This is a genomic window from Frondihabitans sp. GW821-FHT04F02 (assembly GCF_059420045.1).
The window spans coordinates 315,907-336,708 of the sequence record NZ_JBWKSZ010000002.1 but is presented as its reverse complement, the minus strand read 5'-3'; the positions used below and the strand labels follow the sequence as shown (position 1 = coordinate 336,708).

Below are 20,802 nucleotides of genomic sequence, written 5' to 3'. Positions count from 1 at the left end.
CCGTGCGTGCAGGGCCGCCCCGCGTCGGCGGGGGCTGGTAGGCGTCGGCGGGCGGGCGGAGACCCGCCGAACCCGACGCACGCCCGCCGACGCGGTGCCCGCCGTGGGGCGCCCGCCGGGAGGGGCTAGCGCGCCTCGGCAGCCGCCTCGGACGACGGAACCACGGGCGACGACGACGCCGCCGCGGCCGCCAGCTTCTTCGGCGCGATCCGACCGAACAGGGCGTGCGACGCGTTCGAGAAGGCCCAGACGGTGATCATCATCGCGATCGACGGGAACGCCGCCGACCACCAGCGCCCGGTGAGCGCGTCGTTCGTGGCCGACGAGATCATCGAGCCCCACTCCGGCGTCGGCGGGCGGAGTCCGACTCCGACGAAGCCGAGGGCGGCGGTGAGCAGGATGCTCGTGGCGAAGAGGAACGACATGTTCTCGAGCGCCACCCAGATCGAGTTCGGCAGGACATGGCGCGCCAGCAGCTTCAGCTCGTTCTGGCCGGCCATGCGGGCGGCGTCGAGGTAGGCCTCCTTGCGGACGCGGAGCACCTCGATGCGCACGAGCCGCATCTGGATCGGCGCGAGGATGATCGCCATGCCGACGGTCAGCGATATGACGCTGGCCCCGAAGAACGACACGATCACGAGGCCGAGCAGGATGGCCGGCACCGCCTGGAGGAGGTCGAACAGGCGCGTCGTGCCGCGCGCGACGAGGCCGGCCGCGCCGCGTGCCGACTCGAACCAGCCGATCCCGAGGCCGAAGACGACCCCGATGACCGTGCAGAGCAGCGTCGTGGCGACAGCGATGACGAGGTTGTAGCGCGCCGCCCCGATCACGCGGGAGAACACGTCGAGGCCGACGCTGTCGGTTCCGAACAGATGCGCCATCGACGGGGCCGACGACACCGCGCCTGAGATCGTGGTGGCGCTGTACGGCGTGAGGAAGGGCCCGACGATCGCGAGCAGCACGATCAGGAGCGACGGCAGCAGCAGCAGGAAGTCGATTCGGCGGCGCGGAAGCTTCGCGGAGTACTTGCGGCGCTCGGCGCGGGCCGCGGTGAGCGGCAGGGTGGCGGTGGTCATCAGTTGCTCCCTACTGAGCCCGGACGGCGCCGGGGGTCGACCGTCATGACCGCGAGGTCGACGATCATGTACACGATCAGGGTGATCCCGGCGACCACGAGCAGGAAGCCCTGGATCGCGGGGTAGTCGGTCGAGAGGACGGCCTTCACGGCGTACGAGCCGAGGCCGGCGAAGCCGAACAGCGACTCGAGCACGATGGTTCCTCCGACGAGGTAGCCGAACATCTGGCCGACGAGGGTGACGACGGCGGGGGCCGCGCGGCGGTAGACGCTGAGGACGGTGGCGCGTCGGCCGCTGCCGGTGGTGATGCGGAACGCGGTGGCGGGATCCTGGATCGCGCCCTGGAGGCTCGACACCAGCACCTTGATGACGACGGCGGACGACGCGATGGCCATGACCGCGATCGGCAGGACGAGGTGGGCCGCCATCGAAATCGCACCGGCCGTGTAGCCCTGGATCAGCGTGTCGAGGAAGGGGAACCCGGTGATCACGGTCTGCGTGGGCAGGTCGGTCGACAGGCGCCCGAGCGGAGCCGGCGCGACGTGCAGGACGGTGAAGAAGACGAACAGCGCCCACACCGCCAGCACGAACTCGGGCAGGGCGCCCGCGGCTCGCGAGTAGACCAGCACGATCCTCGCGAGCACCGTCTTGGGGTGGAACACGGCGACGTACGACAGCACCAGGCTGAGCAGCACCGTGAAGAAGAGGCCCTGGACGGCGAGCTCGAGGGTTCCCGGCAGGCGGGTGCCCATCTCGCTCATGACGGCCCGGCCGGTCTGGATCGAGCTGCCGAAGTCCAGGTGCAGGATCTCGACGATGTAGCGGCCCAGCTGCGACCAGACGCTGCCGTCGAGCCCCAGGGCCCTCTGCATCGTCAGGTACGCCGCCTGGGTGTAGTTCGGGCCGAGAACGCTCGCCACCGGGTCGCCGGGGACCAGGCGGAGCAGCAGGAACGTGATGATGGCGAACACGAAGAGGTGCAGGGGCAGGAGCAGTACGCGGGTGATCCACCAGCGCTGCCGCGACAGGAACTCAGGCAACTTCGGCCTCCAGGGTCTCGGGCACGGCGCGGTAGCCCGCGAGGAGCTTCTTCGTGTAGTCGGCCTCGGGCTCCGTGACGACGCGGCGCGTGGAGCCCGCCTCGACGAACTCGCCCTGGAACATGACCCGCAGCTCGCTCGAGATGAACGAGGTGGCGGGCAGACCGTGCGAGATGAAGATGATGCCGGCCTCGCGGTCGCGGTGGTACGTCTTCAGGAAGTTCAGGATGCCGCCCTGCACGGAGACGTCGAGGGCCGACACGACCTCATCGCAGACCAGGATGCGCGGCTCGACGATCAGGGCCCGCGCGATCGCGAAGCGCTGGCGCTGACCGCCCGAGACCCCCTCGGAGGGGCGATCGGCCATCTTCGGGCTGAGGCCGAGCAGCTCGACGACCTGGTCGGTCTTCTCGTAGGCCTCCTTGCGGCTGAGCCCGGTGAGGCTCATCGCCGGGTACATGATCGACTCGCGCAGCGAGTGGCGAGGATCAAACGATGACGTGGTGTCCTGCCCGATCAGCTGAACGTCGCGGCGGAACTGAATCAGCTTCGGCTTCGACGCGCGGATGTCGGCGATCTCCTCGCCGTTGAAGCGGATCGAGCCGCTCGTGGCGGTCTCGAGCGCGCAGAGCATGCGTCCGAGCGTCGACTTGCCCGAGCCGGACTCGCCGATGATGCCGACCGACTGGGTGTTCGAGAAGCGGTCGGTGAGGCCCTTGACGGCGACGTGGCCGCGGCGCTCGGAGCCGAAGCGCTTGGCGACGTCCTCGAGGACGAACTCGGCGGCGTTCATGCGGCGGCCCCCTGCTTGGCGGCGCTCGTCGACGCGGTGAGGAAGAGGTCGAGCGTCGGCAGCTCGTCGTCGTCGAGGTGCTCGAACGTCGGCACGCAGGCCAGCAGGCCCCGGGCATAGGGATGCGTCACCGTCTCGGTCAGGGTCGCCGATGCGCCCTGATCGACGAGGGCGCCGTGGTACATGACCAAGGTGCGATCCGAGAACTCGGTGCACATGGCGATGTCGTGGCTCACGATCAGGAGGGCCGTCCCGAGCTCGGTGGTGAGGCTCGTCATGAGCTCCATCGACAGACGCGACAGCGAGGCGTCGAGCGCGCTGGTCGGCTCGTCGGCGATCAGGAGGCGCGGGGCTGAGGCGAGAGCGAGGGCGAGCATCACGCGCTGGCGCATGCCGCCGGACAGCTCGTAGGGCTTGGCCTTCATGACGCGCTGGGTGTCAGCGAGGCCGACGCGGTCGAGCCAGTCGATGGCGCGCACGCGCGCCGCCTTCTTTGACATGCGCTCGACGTTGCGGAGGATCGCGACGAGCTGGTCCTCCACGCTCCACACCACGTCGAGCGACGTCGAGGCGTCCTGGAACATCATCGTGATGCCGGGGATGCGCTCGGGGAGGACCGCGCCGGCGTTCCGCTCGATGGGGGCGCCGTCGAAGGTCAGCGCCGTGCTCGTGACGTCGATGCGCTCGTCGGTCAGGAGTCCTGCGACTCCTCGGGCGAGCGTCGACTTGCCCGAGCCGGACTCGCCGACCAGGGCGACGACCTCGCCGCGGCCGATCTGGAAGGTGACCTCGTCGACCGCTCGCGTTGGGGTGCCCGGGTACTGGATGCTCAGATTCCTGACGTCGAGGAGGGACTCTGCGCTCATCGGTGTGCTCTCATGCTCGATCGTGCCTTTCGTCGAGGGATCGGACCGGGGCCCGAGTCACTAGACGAGATCGTTCGGCGGGCCCCGCGAACGTGGGACAATTCTGGGCGACGGGTGTTTCGAATCGACCCGCGGATCATTACGGTGACATTTCGCCACCCTGGCGAAAAGTCCTGACCCGGGGCCGAAACAATCGCCGACTTTGCTTACGCCGCCCTAGCGAAATCAGACTGAAACGATTGGCGTCATCGGCTGAAACAGCCGACTTCGACACTTGCGGAGACCTCCCCCCTCACACACCTGGAGTACGCAGTGTTCAGTAGCAGTCGTTCTCGAAATACGCGGCCCTCGTACCGGCGGCTCTTAGCCGCCGCGGCGGCCGTGACCGCAACCGTCCTCGTCCTCACCGGCTGCAGCAACCTCGCGCCCAAGCAGACGACCGGCAAGACCGTCGTCGAGGTCCTCCCCGCCCTCGCCACCCAGCTGAGCTTCGACACCAGCTTCGCGCTGACCGCCGGCTACTTCGACACCGGCGACTACCTGTTCAACGACCTGATCACCCAGAAGTACGTCGCGGGCGACCAGAAGGACACCCAGGACCAGGACATCTACAACTTCACCGGCGTCCTCGCCAAGAGCTACACGAAGTCGGAGGACGGCCTGACCTACACGTTCAACCTCCGTCACGGAGTGAAGAGCCAGCGGGGCAACGAGCTCACGAGCGAAGACGTCCTCTGGTCGTTCGAGCGCAAGATGAAGGCCGCGACCAGCATCGTGCCCTACGTCATCACGCCGGCGCTCACGGACCTCAAGCAGATCACCGCGCCCGACAAGTACACGGTGAAGTTCACGGTCGCGAAGGCCGCCTACGGCTTCACGCTGCTGTCGAACCTCAGCGACATCGTCGGCCAGATCTACGACTCGACGTTCCTCAAGAAGCACGTCACCAAGGACGACCCCTACGCGACCAAGTTCTCGTCCGGCCGCTTCGACTTCGGCTTCGGCGCCTACAAGGTCGCCAGCGTCACCGAAGGCTCCGAGATGGTGCTCGAGGCGCGCACCGACACCGGGCTCGCCAACACCCCCACCATCACGAAGATCATCCAGCGCGTCGTCGCGGATGCCGGCAACCGGGCCACGGCTCTCAAGAACGGCGACGCCGACGTGGCTCTCGGGCTCCTGCCCGCCGACCAGGCGTCGCTGGAGAAGGACTCCGGCGTCCTGGTCCCGAAGAAGGCCCGCAACGGCTACGTCGCGATCCAGCTCAACGTGAAGACCGGCCCGTTCAAAGACATCGCGGTGCGCAAGGCGTTCACCACGGCGATCGACTACGGCCAGGTCATCGACGGGGTGCTCCAGGGCCGAGCGACCAAGAAGAACACCATGCTCGATTCGGGCGCTCCCGGCTACGACGGCTCGGGCCTGCCCGACTACAGCTACGACGCGGCCACGTCGAAGAAGGTGCTGAAGGCCGCCGGCTACACGACGAACATCCCGGTGACGCTGACGGTCGCGAACGACAACCAGGCGATGGTCGACACGGCCGTCGCGATCAAGAGCTCGGCCGAGGCCGCCGGATTCGACATCACCGTCGACTCCGTCCCCACGGCTCAGGCTCAGGAGCGCGGCACCAAGGGCCAGACCGAGGCCAGCCTGTTCACCGGTGAGGCGCTCGCGCTCTCGCAGGGCTACCAGCTCGGCCTGCAGACCACGCCCGGCTCGTCGTCGAACTACTCGCAGTACGACGACCCGACGTTCGCGAAGCTGCTCGCCACGGCGAACGACGTGCCCGACCCGCTGACCGACGAGGGCGGCAAGGCCTACAATGCCGCCGAGAAGCGCTGGCTCGGCGACCAGATCGCCGCGATCTACATCGCGCAGCCGGCCTCCGACTCGGCCGTCTCGTCCAAGCTCCACGGCTGGACCTGGCGTCTCGACCACGCGGTGGACCTCTCGGTCATGACCAAGGACTGACCCGCGCAGCAGAAGGCCCCCGTTGCACCAGCGGCGGGGGCCTTCTCGTGTTCCTCTCGCGCAGGAACTGCGGTCAGTCGGCGAGCAAGGCCACGCGGTCCGCCCTGAAGTGCGTGAAGCTCAGCTCCCGCACCACGCCGTCGTCGGCCGTCAGCACCATCTCGCGCAGGATCATCGGGCTGCCGACCGGCACTCGCAGCGACAGGGCCGTCCGCGCGTCGCTGCGCACGGCCTCGACGCTCGACTCGGTGCGGGCCAGCTCGCGCCCGAACAGCCGGCGGAACAGGTCGCCCATGGTGCCGACGTCGGCGCCGGGGACGTGCGCCCTCCAGGCGCGCGAGATCGGGTCGAGGTCGCTCGAGAGATGGTACGAGACGCGCACGAACAGGGGCTCGTCGTCGAGGGTGGCGTGCTGCTCGAGCATCGCCACGGTGTCCTGATCGGTGTGCATGCGCGCGCGGATCAGCGGCGACGACGAGACCAGGGCGTGCTCGATGACGCGGAGGCGCACCTCGGCCTCCTCGCCCGTGTCGAGGAGGAGCCGCTGGTGGTCGGTGTGAGCGCCGAACGGGATGACCACGAGGGGTTCGGGCTCGATCCTGCGCCCCGGTGTCGGGGTCTCGGGTGCGAGGTCGTCTCCGGTGTCGGCCGCGATGCGCGAGATCCACGCCTGGGCGCGGCGCTGCACGAGCTCGGACGGCGGGACGGGCTGGGCATCACTCGGCGTCATCGGTCTTCTCCGGCTCGGAGTGCAGGTGCGCCTGCGTCTTCGACAGGGTCGACCGGTCGCCGCGGAAGTGCGTGAAGCTGTACTCGCGGGCGCGACCCTGGATGTCGTAGCTGTACTGCTGGCGAAGGAGCAGCGGGGAGCCCTCCTCGACGCCGAGCAGGCGGGCGGTGCGTTCGTCGGCGCCGACCACCTCGACGCGGTTGCGCAGGAAGCCGAAGGCGCAGCCGTACAGCTTGCCGAACTCCTCCTTGAAGGTGCGGCGCATCGTGGCCGTCACCTCGAGCGCCTCGGCCGGATTGCTCATCTCGGGCATCGCCAGGGGGTGGTTGTTGGTCGCGGTCGTCTCGAACGACTCGACGCGGTCGACGAAGTTCTGCGGGTCTTCCAGCAGGGGCACGACGCCGGTGCGCAGGAAGATCGGCGAGTCGCCGTAGACACCGAGCTGGACGTAGCTGAGCGTGTAGTCGGCCGGCGCGCCCATCAGGTCGGCGACGATTGGGGGCGTCGGGATCACGCCGTCCTGCAGGGTCACGACGCCGAGGTCGTAGGCGTCGTCCTGCGGATGCGGTGTGAAGTCGCGCGGCAGCACCTGGTCGACCTGGAAGTCGACGATCCGGTTGGTCAGGAGGGTTCCGCGCCGCGGCGCCCGGCTGATCAGACCGTCGGCGACCAGCATCGACAGCGCCACCCGGACGGAGTTCCTGCTGGCCCCGAACTCCTTCGAGATGCTGAGCTCGTGGAAGCGGTTGTTCTCGGCGTCGGCGATGCCCGCGCGGATGCTCGCCCGGAGCTGCTCGTACGTGCGTCGCGAGGACGTGTGGAGAGGGGCCTGCTGGAGCTGGCGCTGCTTCTGGAACTGCGCCGCCCGCTGCTCGTTGAACGTGTAGGACATAGTCGGTCGCACCATCCCTATTTGCGTGAGTGGACCCACCGTACGGCCGGTTTCGCATCTGGGCGACACCTGACGTCAAATCGACTCGACAGCGTAATACGCGAGAAATACGCCCCGTTCGCGGCTGTAATACGCCGCCCCTTGACTGGTTCCACAGGCACGGGTCGTCTTCGGCTCCGGTCGCCGACGACTCCTGAACGAAAGGGCACGCAGATGTTTCACATGGGATGGTTCATGGGCACCGGGTTCGGCGTCTACAACTGGAATCAGCGCTGGTCGGGCAACGTCGGAAGCGACGTCGGCAACCCGCAGCTCTTCATCGACATGGCGACCTCGCTCGAGCGCGCCGGCTTCGACTACATGATGATGGAGGACTCCTCCGTCCTCCCCAACGTCCACGGCGGCACTTTCGAGTCGAGCGTGAAGAGCGGCGGCACGATCCGCTTCGACCCGATCCCGCTAGTGCCCCTGCTGACGAACGCGACCCGGCACATCGGCATCGTCGCGACGATCTCGACGTCGTTCTACCACCCGTTCATGGCGGCGCGCCTGTTCTCGACGCTCGACCACATCACCGAGGGCCGCGTCGGCATGAACCTGGTGACGTCGAGCAACAAGTCGGCCATGCAGAACTACGGCCTCAAAGACCTGATCCCCCACGACGAGCGCTACGACCGCGCCAACGAGTGGGTCGACGTCGTCAAGGCGCTGTGGGACTCGTGGGACGAAGACGCGGTGCTCATGGATGAGGCGCAGGGCGTCTTCGCCGACCACACGAAGGTGCACACGGTCGACTTCGAGGGCAAGTACTACCGCTCGCGCGGCCCGCTCAACACGATCCCCGGCCCGCAGCGCCACCCGGTCATCTGCCAGGCCGGCGGCTCGGACGTCGGCCGCCAGTTCGGCGCCCGCAACGCCGACACCATCATCGCCGCGGTCAAGGGCGTCGAGGAGATGAAGGCGTACCGCGACGACATCACGGCCCGCCGCGAGGCGCTGGGCCTCGACCCGAACGGCGTCAAGGTGCTCTACCTGGTGTCGCCGATCATGGCCGACTCGAAGGGCGAGGCCGAGGCGAAGGACCAGGCGATGAAAGACGCGACCGCCGCCAACATCGATGCGCAGGTCGCCGGCTTCTCGTACTTCACGAGCACCGACTGGTCGAAGTTCGACTACGACGCCCCCTTCCCCGACCTCTCGAAGAACGAGGGCCACCAGTCGACGATGAACGACTGGGCACGTTCGGGCGCCACCATCCGCGAGGCGGTCATGAACCACCGCACGCAGGAGTCGGTCCGTCTCGTCGGCACACCGGAGTCGGTGGCGCAGGAGATGGAGGAGCACATGGACTACGCGGGCGGCGACGGCTACCTGATCGCCATGCCGGTGACGCGCAAGAACATCACCGAGATCGCCGACGGCCTCGCCCCGGCCCTCCGCCAGCGCGGCGTGATCCGCCCGTCGTACGACAAGGCCACGTTCCGCGAGAACCTCCTGGCCTACTGACCCGCCTTCCGCCGACCCGAAAGGACACCCCCGTGTTCCACCTTGGATGGTTCCTCAGCTACTACCCGCAGGGCTGGAACGAAGGCCACAGCGACCGCGGCAACTACTTCCCGAACCCGGACGCCTACGTCGACTTCGCCAGGGCCCTTGAGCGCGCCGGCTTCGACTACATGATGATCGAGGACGGCAGCTTCATCCCCGACGCCTTCGGCTCGTCGATGGAGTACTCGCTGTCGACCACCTTCGCGGCGCCCAAGCACGACCCGATGGCCCTGGTGCCGCTGCTCGCGCAGGCGACGGAGCACATCGGCATCATCGCCACGATGACGACGACGTTCTACCCGCCGTTCCTCGCGGCTCGCCTCATGACGACGCTCGACCACCTGTCGCACGGCCGCGTCGGCTTCAACCTGGTCACCAGCCACAACGACCGCACCGCGCAGAACTACGGCCTCGACAAGCAGTACCCGCACGACGAGCGCTACGCGATCGCGACCGACTGGGCCAAGGCCGTCACGGCGCTGCTGACCTCGTGGGACGACGACGCCGTCCTGGACGACGTGGAGGCCGGCGTCTACGCCGACCACACGAAGATCCACCAGGTCGACTACGAGGGCACCTACTTCTCGACGCGCGGACCCCTCAACGCCCCGCCCGGCCCGCAGCGCCTCCCGGTCATCTGCCAGGCCGGCGGCTCCCCCGTCGGCCGCGAGTTCGCGTCGACCTACGCCGACACGATCGTCGCCCCCAGCGGCACCGTCGAGTGGATGACGGAGTACCGCACGGACATCCGCGCCCGCGTCGCGGCCCACGGCCGCAACCCCGACGACGTCAAGGTCATGTTCCTGACCGACTTCATCATCGGCGACACCCACGACGACGCCCTCGAGCTGCAGCGGCGCAAGCAGGCGGAAGCGGAGTCCGACGTCTCGAAGACCCTGGCCCGCATGTCGTTCGCCTCGGGCATCGACTTCGCCGCGTTCGACCTCGACCAGCCGGTCCCGGCGTTCGAGACGAACGCCGCCCGGACCACGACCGACGCGTTCTTCAAGGGTCGCGAGCACCTGACCCTCCGCGAGATCGCCACCCAGCTGCCGCCGAGCCTGACGATCGTCGGCTCGCCGGCGACCGCGGCCGACCAGATGGAGGCCGTGATGGAGGAGGTGGGCGGCGACGGATTCCTGATCGGGTCGTCGGTGACGCCGCGCGCCGTCGCCGACTTCGCGGGCGACCTCGCCCCCGAGCTCCGCCGCCGCGGCCTAATCCGCGACGGCTACGCCGACACCACGTTCAAAAACAACCTCCGAGCGTTCTGAGAGGCCGATCCGTGACCGACATGTTCCACCTGGGCTGGTTCACCAACTTCGCCCCGCCTCCGTGGGAGGGCCAATTCTCCGGCCACAACGGCGAGACCTGGGCGAACGGCAGGTTCTACCAGGACCTCGCCCGGGCCCTGGAGCGCGCTCGGTTCGACTACATCATGCTCGAGGACAGCTCGATGGTGTCCGACGCCTACGAGGGGTCGTCGCGCGCCGACCTGAAGCACCACCTGTACGCCCCGAAGCACGACCCCCTCGCTCTCGTCCCGCTGCTCGCCGCGGTGACGACGAGCCTCGGGATCGTGGCGACGGCGTCGACGAGCTTCTACCCGCCCTACCAGCTGGCCCGCACCATGACCACGCTCGACCACCTGAGCCGCGGCCGCGCCGGCTGGAACATCGTGACCTCCAGCGAGGACCGCGCAGCCCAGAACTACGGCCGCACCAAGCTGCAGGAGCACGACGGCCGCTACGACCGGGCCGACGAGTTCGTGCAGGTCGTCGACGCGCTCTGGAACTCCTGGGACGACGGCGCCATCATCCAGGACCGCGAGACGGGCAGGTACGTCGACCACACCAAGGTCCACACGATCGACCACTCCGGCGAGTACTACTCGGTGCGAGGCCCGCTCAACACGGTGCCCGGCCCGCAGCGCAGGCCGGTGATCTGCCAGGCCGGCGGAAGCCCGCGCGGCAAGCGCTTCGCGGCCGAGCACGCCGACACGATCATCGCCCAGTCGCGCGGCCCCGAGCGCATGAAGGAGTTCCGCGACGACATCCGCCGCCTGGCCACCGAGGCCGGGCGCGACCCCGACGACATCAAGGTGCTCTTCATCGTGAGCCCCCTCGTCGCTGCCAGCGATGCCGAGGCGCAGGAACTCCGGGCCTCCTCGAAGGCGCAGGCTGAGACGAACGTCGAGAAGGCCCTCGCTCACCTGAGCGCGCTCACCGAGGTGGACTTCTCTCAGTTCGACCTCGACGCGCCCGTGACGCAGGACATCACCACCAACGGCCACCGCACGACGCTCTCGGAGTTCCTAAAGCTCGGCGACGACGGCCGCACCCTCCGCGAGGTCGCCGCCGGCTGGAGCATCAGCGCCGTCGACCTCGTCGGCAGCGTCGAGTCGGTCGCCGACCGAATGGAGGAGGTCATGGGATACGTCGGAGGCGACGGCTTCCTGATGTCAGGGCCGATGACGCGCACCTACATCGGCGAGATCGTCGACGGCCTCGTTCCTGAGCTCCAGCGCCGCGGCCTGACCCGCAGCGACTACCTGCCCCAGGGCGCCACCTTCCGAGAGAATCTGAGGTCCTTCTGATGCCGAGCACGCCGACGACGCGGATGCGACTGGGCTGGTTCATCAACTTCCTGACCCCGGCGTGGAACCAGCCGTGGTCGGGTACCACCGGCGACGAGTGGATGAACGGCGACTTCTTCGTCGACATGGCGAGGTCGCTCGACCGCGCCGGCTTCGACTGCATGATGCTGGAGGACAGCACCTACATCTCGGACGTCTACGGCGGCTCGGCCGAGGCCGAGCTCAAGTTCACCGTCCGAGCGCCGAAGAGCGACCCGCTTCCCCTGATCCCGCTGCTGGCGGCGGCGACAGAGCACCTCGGCTTCGTCGCGACGATGTCGACGAGCTTCTACCAGCCGTTCCTGCTGGCGCGGCTGCTCACGACGCTCGACCACCTGACGGACGGCCGGGTCGGCTGGAACGTCGTGGTGTCGGGCGGCAAGCTCGCGGGCAGGAACTTCGGCATGGACGAGCTGCCCGCGCACGACACCCGGTACGAGATCGCCGAGGAGTTCGTCGAGGTCGTGCAGAAGCTCTGGACGTCGTGGGACGCCGACGCTGTGGTCATGGACCGCGCCACCGGCACCTACGTCGACTCGACCAAGGTGCACACGATCGATCACCACGGCCCGCACTTCGACGTCCGCGGACCGCTCAACGCCCTGCCGCCGCTGCAGGGCAGGCCGCCGATCTTCCAGGCCGGCGGGAGCTCGGTCGGGCGCTCGTTCGCCGCGAAGCACGCCGACACGATCGTGTCGAGCGCCAAGGGCGTCGACGAGATGCGCGACTACCGCGACGAGGTGCGGGCGAAGGCCGTCGAGTTCGGCCGCAACCCCGACGACGTGCGGATCCTGTACATGATCTCGCCCTTCGTCGAGGCGACCGATGAGCTCGCGCGGCGCCGACGCGAGGAGCGCTTCCAGATCACGGACGAGCGCGCGAGACGCCGCCTCCTGATGATGTCGGACGAGATCGACATGGCGCAGTTCCCGCTCGACGAGAAGTTCCCGGACATCGTGACGGACTCGAGCAAGAGCATCACCGATGCCTTCCGCAAGTGGGCGGGCGACCGCACCCTGCGCGAGGCCGCAGCGTCGGACGAGTTCGAGGCGGTGCCCCTCGCCGGCACACCGGCGACCGTCGCCGACGAGATGCAGCGGGTGTTCGAGGAGGTCGGCGGGGACGGGTTCCTCCTGTTCGCCGGCGGCGGCGGAATGCTGACCCGCCGCTACATCGACCAGATCTGCGACGGCCTCGTGCCCGAGCTGCAGCGGCGCGATCTGGTGCGGACGGTGCAGCCGTCCGGCACGTTCAAGCAGCGGCTCACGTCGGAGGCGTGAGCCCGAGGTCAGGCGCCGAAGGCGTCGCGGATGGTGACCGACGCCAGGCCCGCGGCGGTCAGCCTGGCCAGCACGTCGGGCAGGACCTCCTGCATGGCCTCGTAGTTGACGTGGCCGATGACGACGGCTCCCGGGGCGAACTCGGTGTCGACGGAGGCGAGGAGTTCCTGCGCCCCCTTCGCCGGCCCCTCCGCGAGGAGGCCGGACCACATCACCTGGCGGGTCCAGCCGGCGCTCGCTGCGGCGGCGTCGGTCCGCTCGTCGCGCGGGCCGTTCGGCGGACGGAAGTACGGCTTCGTCGACACGCCCCAGAGGCCGACGAAGTGCGCCTCGTTGCGCTCCAGCTCGTCGACGATCTGCTCGTCGGTGAGCGTCGTCAGCTCGGTGTGCGACCAGGTGTGGTTGCCGACCTGGATCTGGCCGGACTCGACGAGCGGCGCGAAGAGCTCGGCATGCTCGGTCCAGCCGGGGTAGCTGCCGACCGGGAAGATCGTCATCCGTGTCCCCGACTCCGCGGCGAACAGCGCGAGGCGGCGGATCGACTCCGCGTTCGTGCCGTCGTCGATGGTCCAGGCGACGCTCCCCGCGCGAGCGGCGTCGTCGGGCAGGGTGCGGATGAGTGTCGTCGTCTCGGTCATGCCCCGACGGTAGGGGCGGCGTATTGCGCGCCGATTGCGCCGCCCCTGCGAAATGAAGCGAGACGCGGGCGACTCGGAGGCGAAATACGCCCCGCATAGCGTCCAGGCATGCCCAAGAAACTGCACCTCGCCTGGTTTTTGAACTTCTCGTCGCCCTCGTGGCTCGGCCCGTTCGACGGGACCAACGGCGAGGACTGGATCGACGGCGACTTCTACGTCGACATCGTCCGCGCCATGGAGCGGGCGAAGTTCGACTACGTGATGTTCGAGGACTCCCTGATGGTGTCGGACGTCCACGGCGGCTCGATGGCGACCGACCTCAAGTACAACATGTACGCCCCGAAGCAGGATCCGCTGCCGCTCATGGCGAAGCTGGGCGAGCACACCGACCGGATCGGCCTGGTCGCGACCGCGTCGACGAGCTTCTACCCGCCGTTCATCCTGGCGCGTCTGTACGCCACCCTCGACAACCTCACGCACGGCCGGATCGGCTGGAACGTCGTCACCTCGAGCGAGGACCTCGCCGCCCAGAACTTCGGCCTCGACGAGCTCTACGAGCACGATCAGCGCTACGAGATGGCCGACGAGTACGTCGGCGTCGTGAAGAAGCTGTGGGACTCGTGGGACGAGGGCGCGCTCGTCCGCGATCGCGAGACCGGCGTCTTCGCCGACCACACGAAGGTGCACCCCATCCACCACGAGGGCGCCTTCTTCAAGGTGCGCGGTCCGCTCAACGCGATGCCCGGCCCGCAGCGTCAGCCCGCGCTCTGCCAGGCCGGCGGCAGCCCCCGGGGCCGCGCATTCGCCGCGAAGCACGCCAACACGATCATCTGCTCGGCCACCGGCGTGGCCGAGATGAAGCAGTACCGCGACGACATCCGCCAGAAGGCCGTCGAGGCGGGGCGGAACCCCGACGACATCAAGGTGCTCTACGTCGTCACGCCCGTGCTCGACGAGACCGACGAGCTCGCGCAGGCGAAGGCCGCTCGCCGCGCCGTGCCGAGCGATGCCGGCCTCGAGCTCGCGCTCGCCCATCTGAGCGCCCTCACCAACGTCGACTTCACGCAGTTCGCGCTCGACGAGGTGCCGCCCGCGATCACGACGAACGGGCACCGCACCACGCTCGAGGCGTTCCTGAAGAAGGGCAAGCCCGATGCGACCCTGCGCGAGCTCGCCTCGATGCCGTCGCTGAACGCCGTGCCGTTCGTCGGCTCGCCGGCGACCGTCGCGAGGCAGATGGAGGAGGTCATGGAGGAGGTCGGCGGCGACGGCTTCCTGTTCTCGGGCGCACTGAGCCGCCAGTCGGTCGCCGAGATCGTCGACGGCCTCGTACCCGAGATGCAGCGGCGCGGCCTCGCCCGCACCGAGTACGAGTTCGGCACCTTCAAGGAGAACCTGCTCGCCTTCTGACACTCGGCCGAGCCCGCAGCCCCCACCGCGCCGCCGCCGCCCCCTGGCTGGCAGCTCCCCCCAGGCTCGCGAATGTAATATACGGCGATGCCGTACACGCTCAGCCACGCGATCATCGCTCCCCTGCTCGCCCGGGCGCGGCTGCCCCTCGCAGCCGTGGCGTGCGGCGCCATGGCGCCCGATCTTCCACTGTTCGCGCGCTGGCTCGACTACGACATCACCCACTCCGCCCTCGGTGCGATCTGGGCGTCCCTCCCGATCGCCCTGGGGCTGCTCGTGATCTGGCGCCTCGTGCTGGTCCCGGTCCTGCCTCGACTGCTCCCCCGCCCTCTGGCGCGGCGCGTCCCCGGCCGGACGGCCGCCGCGCCTCCGGCGATCCTGGTCGCGGGCTGCGTGGCGGGCGTCGCGAGCCACCTCGCCTGGGACTCCTTCACGCACGCGTCCGGAGCGGCCGTCGTCGCCCTGCCGGCCCTCAGAGCGGAGGTCGTCGGACTCCCCGCTCACCAGTGGCTGCAGTACGCATCGTCACTCGCAGGTCTCGCCGGGCTCGGAGCTCTCGGCGCTCGATGGCTTCGCCGCGCGCCGACGACCACCGACGCACGGGGAGCCTCCTGGGCGTGGTGGACAGCGGGCATGGTCGCCTGCGTCGCCATCGGGGGCAGCACGACCGGGCTCGGCCTTCTGCTCTCCGTCGACATTCGGCCGGCCGTGGTCGGCGGCGTCACCATGGCGACGTCAGCCGCGGCGCTCCTGCTGGTCGGCGCCGCCCTGGTGACCCGCCTCGGCCGCGCGAGCAGCTGATCCGAGGCGCCGCATGCCCGCGTACGGGCCGCGTTGCCGGTGCGGCCAGTGCGGCCAGTGCGGCCAGTGCGGCCGGTGCGGCCGGTGCCAGGATGGGGCATGACCGAAGCCGCTGACACCGTCGCCCGCCTGCGCGCCACCTTCGACTCGCGTGTCACGGCACCCCTCGACTGGCGGCTCGCCCAGCTCCGAGCCCTCCGGCGCATGCTCGTCGACCGCGGCGCCGACTTCGAGCGCGCCCTGCACGACGACCTCCGCAAGCATCCCGACGAGGCGCGGCTCACCGAGATCGACGTCGTGGTCGCCGAGATCGATCACACCCTGAGGCACCTGCGGTCGTGGCTCAAGCCGAAGCGGCACCCCGTGCCGCTGCTGGTGGCCCCCGCCACGGCGACCGTGGTGAGGGAGCCGCTGGGAGTCGTCCTGATCATCGCGCCCTGGAACTACCCGGTGCAGCTCAGCCTCGACCCGCTGGTGGCGGCTCTGGCAGCCGGCAACACGGCGGTGCTGAAACCCAGCGAGCTGGCGCCGGCCACGGCGGCCGTGCTGCACTCGCTTCTGCCGGAGTTCCTGCCAGAGGCCGTCGCCGTGGTCACCGGCGGCGCCGACGAGACCACCGAGCTGCTGCGCGAGCGCTTCGACCACATCTTCTTCACCGGCGGCGAGCGCGTCGGCCGCATCGTCGCCCGGGCGGCGGCGGAGCACCTGACCCCGACGACGCTGGAGCTCGGCGGCAAGTCGCCGGTGTGGGTCGACGGCTCCACCGACCTGCGCGCGGCCGCGCGGCGGATCGCCTGGGGCAAGTTCATGAACGCCGGCCAGACCTGCGTCGCGCCCGACTACGTACTGACGACGCCCGACCTGACGAAGCGGCTCGGCGACTTCATCGGGCAGTCGGTGCGGCAGTTCTACGGCGCCGACCCGGCGCAGAGCGACAGCTACGGGAGGATCGTCTCCGACTCCCAGTTCGAACGGCTCGAAGGGCTGATGGGCGCAGGAACCGCGGCCGCCGTCGGCGAGCCCGACCGCTCGTCGCGCTTCTTCCCGCCGACCGTCCTCACCGGCATCCGCCCGACGGACCCGGTTATGCAGCAGGAGATCTTCGGCCCGATCCTCCCCGTCGTCGAGGTGCCCGACCTCGACGGGGCCATCGCCCACATCCGCGCGGGCGCGAAGCCCCTCGCCCTCTACGCGTTCACGGAATCGGCCGGCGCGCGCCGCCGGCTCCTCCGCGAGACCTCGTCGGGCGCGGTGTCGTTCGGGGCTCCGTCGGCTCATCTCGCCGTGCCCGGGCTGCCGTTCGGCGGGGTGGGCGCCAGCGGCATGGGCGCGTACCACGGCGAGCGCGGTCTGGTGACGTTCAGCCACGAGAAGGCCGTGCTGTCGAAGCCGCTGCACCCCGACACGCTGCGCGTGGCCTACCCGCCGTTCACAGCGCGCAAGGACGCGATCGTGCGGCGGGTGCTCGGTCGCCTCCGCTAGCCCCGTCACGGGATCGCGCGGGTCTCACCGGGGCCGCACTCGACGGCGTCCGCGAAGACGCCGAGCTGCACCTGCTCGAGCAGGCGGGCGTCGAGATCGCCGGTGCGGACCACTGCGGCCGACACGCGGCGGGCGGACGGCAGGTGCGGGGCGTCGGCGCAGAGGGCGACGACCGTCCAGGGCGCGGATCCGGCGGTGGCGGGTTCGGGCACGGTGAGCGCGCCGAGAAGGTCGCCGCGGTCGACGAGCCGCATCTGCTCCGGCCGAGCGACCGACTGGTCGACGGCGGCGAGCGGGGACCCGAGGTAGGCGCCGAGGGGACGCCCCGGGGTTCCTGCGCCCGTCGTGCACCCGGCGAGCAGGAGGACGAGGCCGAGCGCGGCGAAGGGGCGGAAGTACGGTTCCATGCACACAGAATGTCACACCTGGAACACGGCTTCTCGCGGCGTAACGGTCTGCCAAACTCTGGTAACTATTGAGGGTGACCACCCGACACCTCCGAAGGGATCTGCCATGACCACGTTCGAAGGTGCCCGTCGCCAGCCCGGCTCGAGCCGCGACGACATCCGCGAGGCCGTCGACGCCCATCTGCGCGAAGACGTCAGCTATCTCGGCAACCTGCTCGGCCGCGTGCTCCGCGAGTCGGGCGGCGAGGGTCTGTTCGCCGACGTCGAGCGCGTCCGCCTCGCGGTCATCGGCGCCTACGAGGGCCAGGAGGCCGTCGAGACCGCCCAGGGCTTCGTCGACGACCTCGACCAGGAGCGCGCGGAGCAGGTCGCCCGCGCCTTCACCTGCTACTTCCACCTGTCGAACCTCGCCGAGGAGCACCACCGCGTGCGCGTCCTCAAGCGCCGCGGCTCGGCGGCCGGCGACGCGTCGGACTCGCTGCCGGCGACGCTCGACCAGCTCACCGAGGAGGTCGGCGCGGAGGCCGCGGCCGACCGCCTGCAGAACCTCCGCTTCCAGCCGGTGCTGACCGCGCACCCGACCGAGGCCCGCCGCCGCGCCGTGGCGTCGGCCATCCGCCGCATCAGCGATCTGCTCGAGGCCCGCGACTCGAGTCAGAACGACATCGAGACCGGCGACATCGAGCGTCGCCTGCTCGAGGAGGTCGACACGCTCTGGCGCACGTCGCCCATCCGCACGACCCGCCCGACCCCGCTCGACGAGGTCCGCACGGCGATGAACGTGTTCGACCAGACCCTGTTCGAGATCGTGCCTCGCGTCTACCGCCTGCTCGACGACCGCCTCCAGGGCGACGCGGCCGGCTCGACCCCGCCGGTGGCCCCCGCCTTCCTGCGCCTCTCGAGCTGGATCGGCGGCGACCGCGACGGCAACCCGCACGTCACGGCCGACGTCACCCGGCAGGCCGCCGAGATCGCCTCGGAGCACGTCCTGCTGGGCCTCTCGCGGGCCGCTTCGCGCATCGGCTCGACCCTCACGCTCGACGAGGCCGACACCCCGCCCGACGCCGGGCTCCAGGCCCTGGCCGACTCGCAGCACGCCCTCGACGAGGCCCTCGCGAGCCGGATCGGCATCCGCTCCCCCGGCGAGACGCACCGCCGAGTGCTGCTCTTCATCGCCGCCCGCATCCGCGCCACCCGCAAGGGCGGCCCCCTGGCCTACGGCTCGCCCGAGGTCCTGCTCGACGAGATCCGCACGATCCAGGCGTCGCTCCGCGCGGCCGGCGCCCACCGCGCCGCGAACGGCGAGCTCCAGAACCTCGTCTGGCAGGTCGAGACGTTCGGCTTCCACCTGGCCGAGCTCGAGGTGCGCCAGCACTCGCAGGTGCACCGCACGGCCCTGGCCGAGATCCGCGCCGGCGGCGAGCTGAGCGAGATGACCCTCGAGGTGCTCGAGGTCTTCAAGACGATCAAGGGCCTGCAGGAGCGCTTCGGCCGCCGCGGAGCCGCCCGCTACATCGTGTCGTTCACGCAGTCGTCCGACGACCTCGAGAACGTCTTCTCGCTCGCCGAGGCGGCGCTCGGATCGAAGGAGGCCGCACCCGTCCTCGACGTCATCCCCCTGTTCGAGACGTTCGCCGACCTCGACAACAGCACGCGCATCCTCACCGAGATCCTCGAGTCGCCGTCGTACCGCGAGCGGCTCGACGCGACCGGCCGCACGGTCGAGGTCATGCTGGGCTACTCCGACTCGTCGAAAGACGTCGGGCCGGTCTCGGCGACGTTCGCGCTCTACGACGCGCAGGCCCGCATCTCGGACTGGGCCGCCGAGAACGACATCGAGCTGACCCTCTTCCACGGCCGCGGCGGTGCGATGGGCCGTGGCGGCGGGCCGGCCAACGAGGCCGTGATGGCGCAGCCGCCCGGATCGGTCGCCGGCCGCTTCAAGATCACCGAGCAGGGCGAGGTCATCTTCGCCCAGTACGGCAACAAGACCATCGCCGCCCGCCACATCGAGCAGATGGCGGCCGCGACCCTGATGGCGTCGAGCCCGTCGAACGAGAAGCTCAACGCCGACGCCGCCACGCGCTACGGCGCCCTGGCCGAGACGATGGACGCCGCCTCGCGCGAGCGCTTCTTCGGCCTGGTCAAGGCCGACGGCTTCGCGCAGTGGTTCGCCCAGGTCACCCCGATGGAGGAGATCGGCCTCCTCGCCCTCGGCTCCCGCCCGGCCCGCCGTGGCCTGTCGGTGTCGTCGCTCGAAGACCTCCGCGCCATCCCCTGGGTGTTCGCCTGGTCGCAGGCGCGGATCAACCTCGCCGGCTGGTACGGACTCGGCTCGGCGCTGGCCGCCGTCGGCGATGTCGAGATCCTGCGCGATGCCTTCGCGAACTGGCCGCTGTTCGCCGCGATGATCAAGAACGTCGAGATGTCGCTGGCCAAGACCGACGAGACCATCGCCCGCCAGTACCTCGCCCTCGCCGATCGCGACGACCTCACGGCTGCCGTCATGGACGAGATGGCGCTCACCCGCCAGTGGGTGCTCGCGACGAGCGGCTCCGACGACGTGCTCGGCGGCCGGCCCGTCCTGAGCCGCGCGGTGCGCCTTCGCAGCCCCTACGTCGACGCGCTGTCGCTGCTGCAGCTGCGCGCCCTCCGCGGAATCCGCCGCTCCGTCGAGAAAGACCCGGCCGACGCCGACCACCGCCTCCTGCTGCTCAGCGTCAACGGGATCGCCGCCGGCCTGCAGAACACGGGCTGATCGGGCCAGGCGCGAACAGAGAGCGGCCGGTCCGGGATCCGACTAACGTCGAACACCGGGCCGGCCGCTCTCGCGTCGGATACGGGCGCAGGAACTCGCGGTCAGCGCCGCCCGAGCCGACGCTCGCCGCCGCTGCCCGTGGCGTACGGCAGCTCGTAGTGCGCGAAGATCGCGGGCTCGTCAGAGGCCTGCAGCTCGCCGTCGGTGGCGATGAACGGGGCCTCCTTGATCAGCTTCTTGCCGAACTGCACCTTCAGGTGCTTGGGGGCGACGACCGCGCCGTCGAGCGGTACGAAGATCAGCTTCTTGCCGCCGAGCACGCCCGACTCGACCGTGGCGAATGCGGGCTTGTCGGTGGACGTGTCGAAGTAGACGCTCTCGAGCGTCCCGACTTTGTCGTCGCTCTGGTCGACGACCGCGAGGCCGATCCAATCGCGCAGGTTCTCGGCTTCGAACACGGTGCCTCCTCGTC

General features: G+C 69.7%; 18 protein-coding genes. 9 read left to right on the top strand and 9 right to left on the bottom strand.

What is annotated here, in order from left to right:
- Positions 1-125: 125 nt before the first annotated feature.
- Genes AC07TY_RS06755 through AC07TY_RS06740 form a run of 4 tightly spaced genes read right to left on the bottom strand, consistent with a single transcriptional unit; the run spans position 126 to position 3,775 of the window.
- Positions 126-1,076 (bottom strand): ABC transporter permease, encoded by a 951-nt coding sequence (locus tag AC07TY_RS06755; RefSeq protein ID WP_123505486.1) that lies wholly within the window; start codon positions 1,074-1,076, stop codon positions 126-128.
- Positions 1,076-2,116, bottom strand: a complete 1,041-nt coding sequence (locus AC07TY_RS06750; RefSeq protein WP_123505487.1) for an ABC transporter permease — start codon at positions 2,114-2,116, stop codon at positions 1,076-1,078. The genes AC07TY_RS06755 and AC07TY_RS06750 overlap by 1 nt, the downstream gene beginning before the upstream one ends.
- Positions 2,109-2,909 (bottom strand): ABC transporter ATP-binding protein, encoded by an 801-nt coding sequence (locus AC07TY_RS06745; protein WP_123505488.1) that lies wholly within the window; start codon positions 2,907-2,909, stop codon positions 2,109-2,111. The genes AC07TY_RS06750 and AC07TY_RS06745 overlap by 8 nt, the downstream gene beginning before the upstream one ends.
- A complete protein-coding gene (locus tag AC07TY_RS06740; protein WP_123505489.1) occupies positions 2,906-3,775 on the bottom strand; it encodes an ABC transporter ATP-binding protein in 870 nt (289 codons plus the stop codon). Before AC07TY_RS06740 ends, AC07TY_RS06745 begins: the two co-directional genes overlap by 4 nt.
- A gap of 381 nt (positions 3,776-4,156) precedes the next feature.
- On the opposite strand from AC07TY_RS06740, the gene AC07TY_RS06735 reads away from it, so the two are divergent.
- Positions 4,157-5,749, top strand: a complete 1,593-nt coding sequence (locus tag AC07TY_RS06735; protein WP_158614178.1) for an ABC transporter substrate-binding protein — start codon at positions 4,157-4,159, stop codon at positions 5,747-5,749.
- Positions 5,750-5,822: 73 nt separating this feature from the next.
- On the opposite strand, the gene AC07TY_RS06730 is transcribed toward AC07TY_RS06735, so the two are convergent.
- Positions 5,823-6,479 carry a UTRA domain-containing protein gene (locus tag AC07TY_RS06730; protein WP_123505493.1) on the bottom strand — a complete coding sequence of 219 codons (657 nt, stop codon included), beginning with the start codon at positions 6,477-6,479 and terminating at the stop codon, positions 5,823-5,825.
- Positions 6,466-7,371, bottom strand: a complete 906-nt coding sequence (locus AC07TY_RS06725; protein WP_158614179.1) for a GntR family transcriptional regulator — start codon at positions 7,369-7,371, stop codon at positions 6,466-6,468. Before AC07TY_RS06725 ends, AC07TY_RS06730 begins: the two co-directional genes overlap by 14 nt.
- Positions 7,372-7,584: 213 nt before the next feature.
- Here AC07TY_RS06725 and AC07TY_RS06720 point away from each other — a divergent pair, with 213 nt between their 5' ends.
- The 4 genes from AC07TY_RS06720 to AC07TY_RS06705 are packed head-to-tail and all read left to right on the top strand — an operon-like array spanning position 7,585 to position 12,834.
- The gene (locus tag AC07TY_RS06720) at positions 7,585-8,877 is read left to right on the top strand and encodes an NtaA/DmoA family FMN-dependent monooxygenase (protein WP_123505495.1); all 1,293 of its coding nucleotides are present in this window, start codon (positions 7,585-7,587) and stop codon (positions 8,875-8,877) included.
- Positions 8,878-8,909: 32 nt separating this feature from the next.
- Positions 8,910-10,193 carry an NtaA/DmoA family FMN-dependent monooxygenase gene (locus tag AC07TY_RS06715; protein WP_494784783.1) on the top strand — a complete coding sequence of 428 codons (1,284 nt, stop codon included), beginning with the start codon at positions 8,910-8,912 and terminating at the stop codon, positions 10,191-10,193.
- A 20-nt stretch (positions 10,194-10,213) separates the two neighbouring features.
- Positions 10,214-11,515, top strand: coding sequence for an NtaA/DmoA family FMN-dependent monooxygenase (locus tag AC07TY_RS06710; RefSeq protein WP_494785044.1), 1,302 nt, complete (start codon positions 10,214-10,216; stop codon positions 11,513-11,515).
- Positions 11,515-12,834 (top strand): NtaA/DmoA family FMN-dependent monooxygenase, encoded by a 1,320-nt coding sequence (locus AC07TY_RS06705; RefSeq protein WP_494784782.1) that lies wholly within the window; start codon positions 11,515-11,517, stop codon positions 12,832-12,834. The genes AC07TY_RS06710 and AC07TY_RS06705 overlap by 1 nt, the downstream gene beginning before the upstream one ends.
- An 8-nt stretch (positions 12,835-12,842) precedes the next feature.
- Here the strand turns inward: AC07TY_RS06705 and AC07TY_RS06700 are convergent, their stop codons facing one another.
- Complete coding sequence (locus AC07TY_RS06700) at positions 12,843-13,472, bottom strand: polysaccharide deacetylase family protein (protein ID WP_494784781.1); 630 nt, start codon at positions 13,470-13,472, stop codon at positions 12,843-12,845.
- Between the two features lie 108 nt (positions 13,473-13,580).
- Between AC07TY_RS06700 and AC07TY_RS06695 the strand changes: the two genes are divergently transcribed.
- From AC07TY_RS06695 to AC07TY_RS06685, 3 genes are all read left to right on the top strand, one after another.
- Positions 13,581-14,882 carry an NtaA/DmoA family FMN-dependent monooxygenase gene (locus tag AC07TY_RS06695; protein WP_488624709.1) on the top strand — a complete coding sequence of 434 codons (1,302 nt, stop codon included), beginning with the start codon at positions 13,581-13,583 and terminating at the stop codon, positions 14,880-14,882.
- An 87-nt stretch (positions 14,883-14,969) separates the two neighbouring features.
- Positions 14,970-15,683, top strand: a complete 714-nt coding sequence (locus AC07TY_RS06690) for a DUF4184 family protein (RefSeq protein WP_494784780.1) — start codon at positions 14,970-14,972, stop codon at positions 15,681-15,683.
- A 99-nt stretch (positions 15,684-15,782) separates the two neighbouring features.
- Positions 15,783-17,165 carry an aldehyde dehydrogenase family protein gene (locus AC07TY_RS06685; RefSeq protein WP_494784779.1) on the top strand — a complete coding sequence of 461 codons (1,383 nt, stop codon included), beginning with the start codon at positions 15,783-15,785 and terminating at the stop codon, positions 17,163-17,165.
- Positions 17,166-17,170: 5 nt separating this feature from the next.
- Here AC07TY_RS06685 and AC07TY_RS06680 read toward each other — a convergent pair whose 3' ends face one another.
- Positions 17,171-17,572, bottom strand: coding sequence for a hypothetical protein (locus AC07TY_RS06680; RefSeq protein ID WP_494784778.1), 402 nt, complete (start codon positions 17,570-17,572; stop codon positions 17,171-17,173).
- 106 nt (positions 17,573-17,678) lie between these two features.
- On the opposite strand from AC07TY_RS06680, the gene AC07TY_RS06675 reads away from it, so the two are divergent.
- The gene (locus tag AC07TY_RS06675) at positions 17,679-20,330 is read left to right on the top strand and encodes a phosphoenolpyruvate carboxylase (RefSeq protein ID WP_488624713.1); all 2,652 of its coding nucleotides are present in this window, start codon (positions 17,679-17,681) and stop codon (positions 20,328-20,330) included.
- A gap of 101 nt (positions 20,331-20,431) precedes the next feature.
- Here the strand turns inward: AC07TY_RS06675 and AC07TY_RS06670 are convergent, their stop codons facing one another.
- Positions 20,432-20,788 (bottom strand): PRC-barrel domain-containing protein, encoded by a 357-nt coding sequence (locus tag AC07TY_RS06670; RefSeq protein WP_123505503.1) that lies wholly within the window; start codon positions 20,786-20,788, stop codon positions 20,432-20,434.
- Positions 20,789-20,802: the final 14 nt, after the last annotated feature.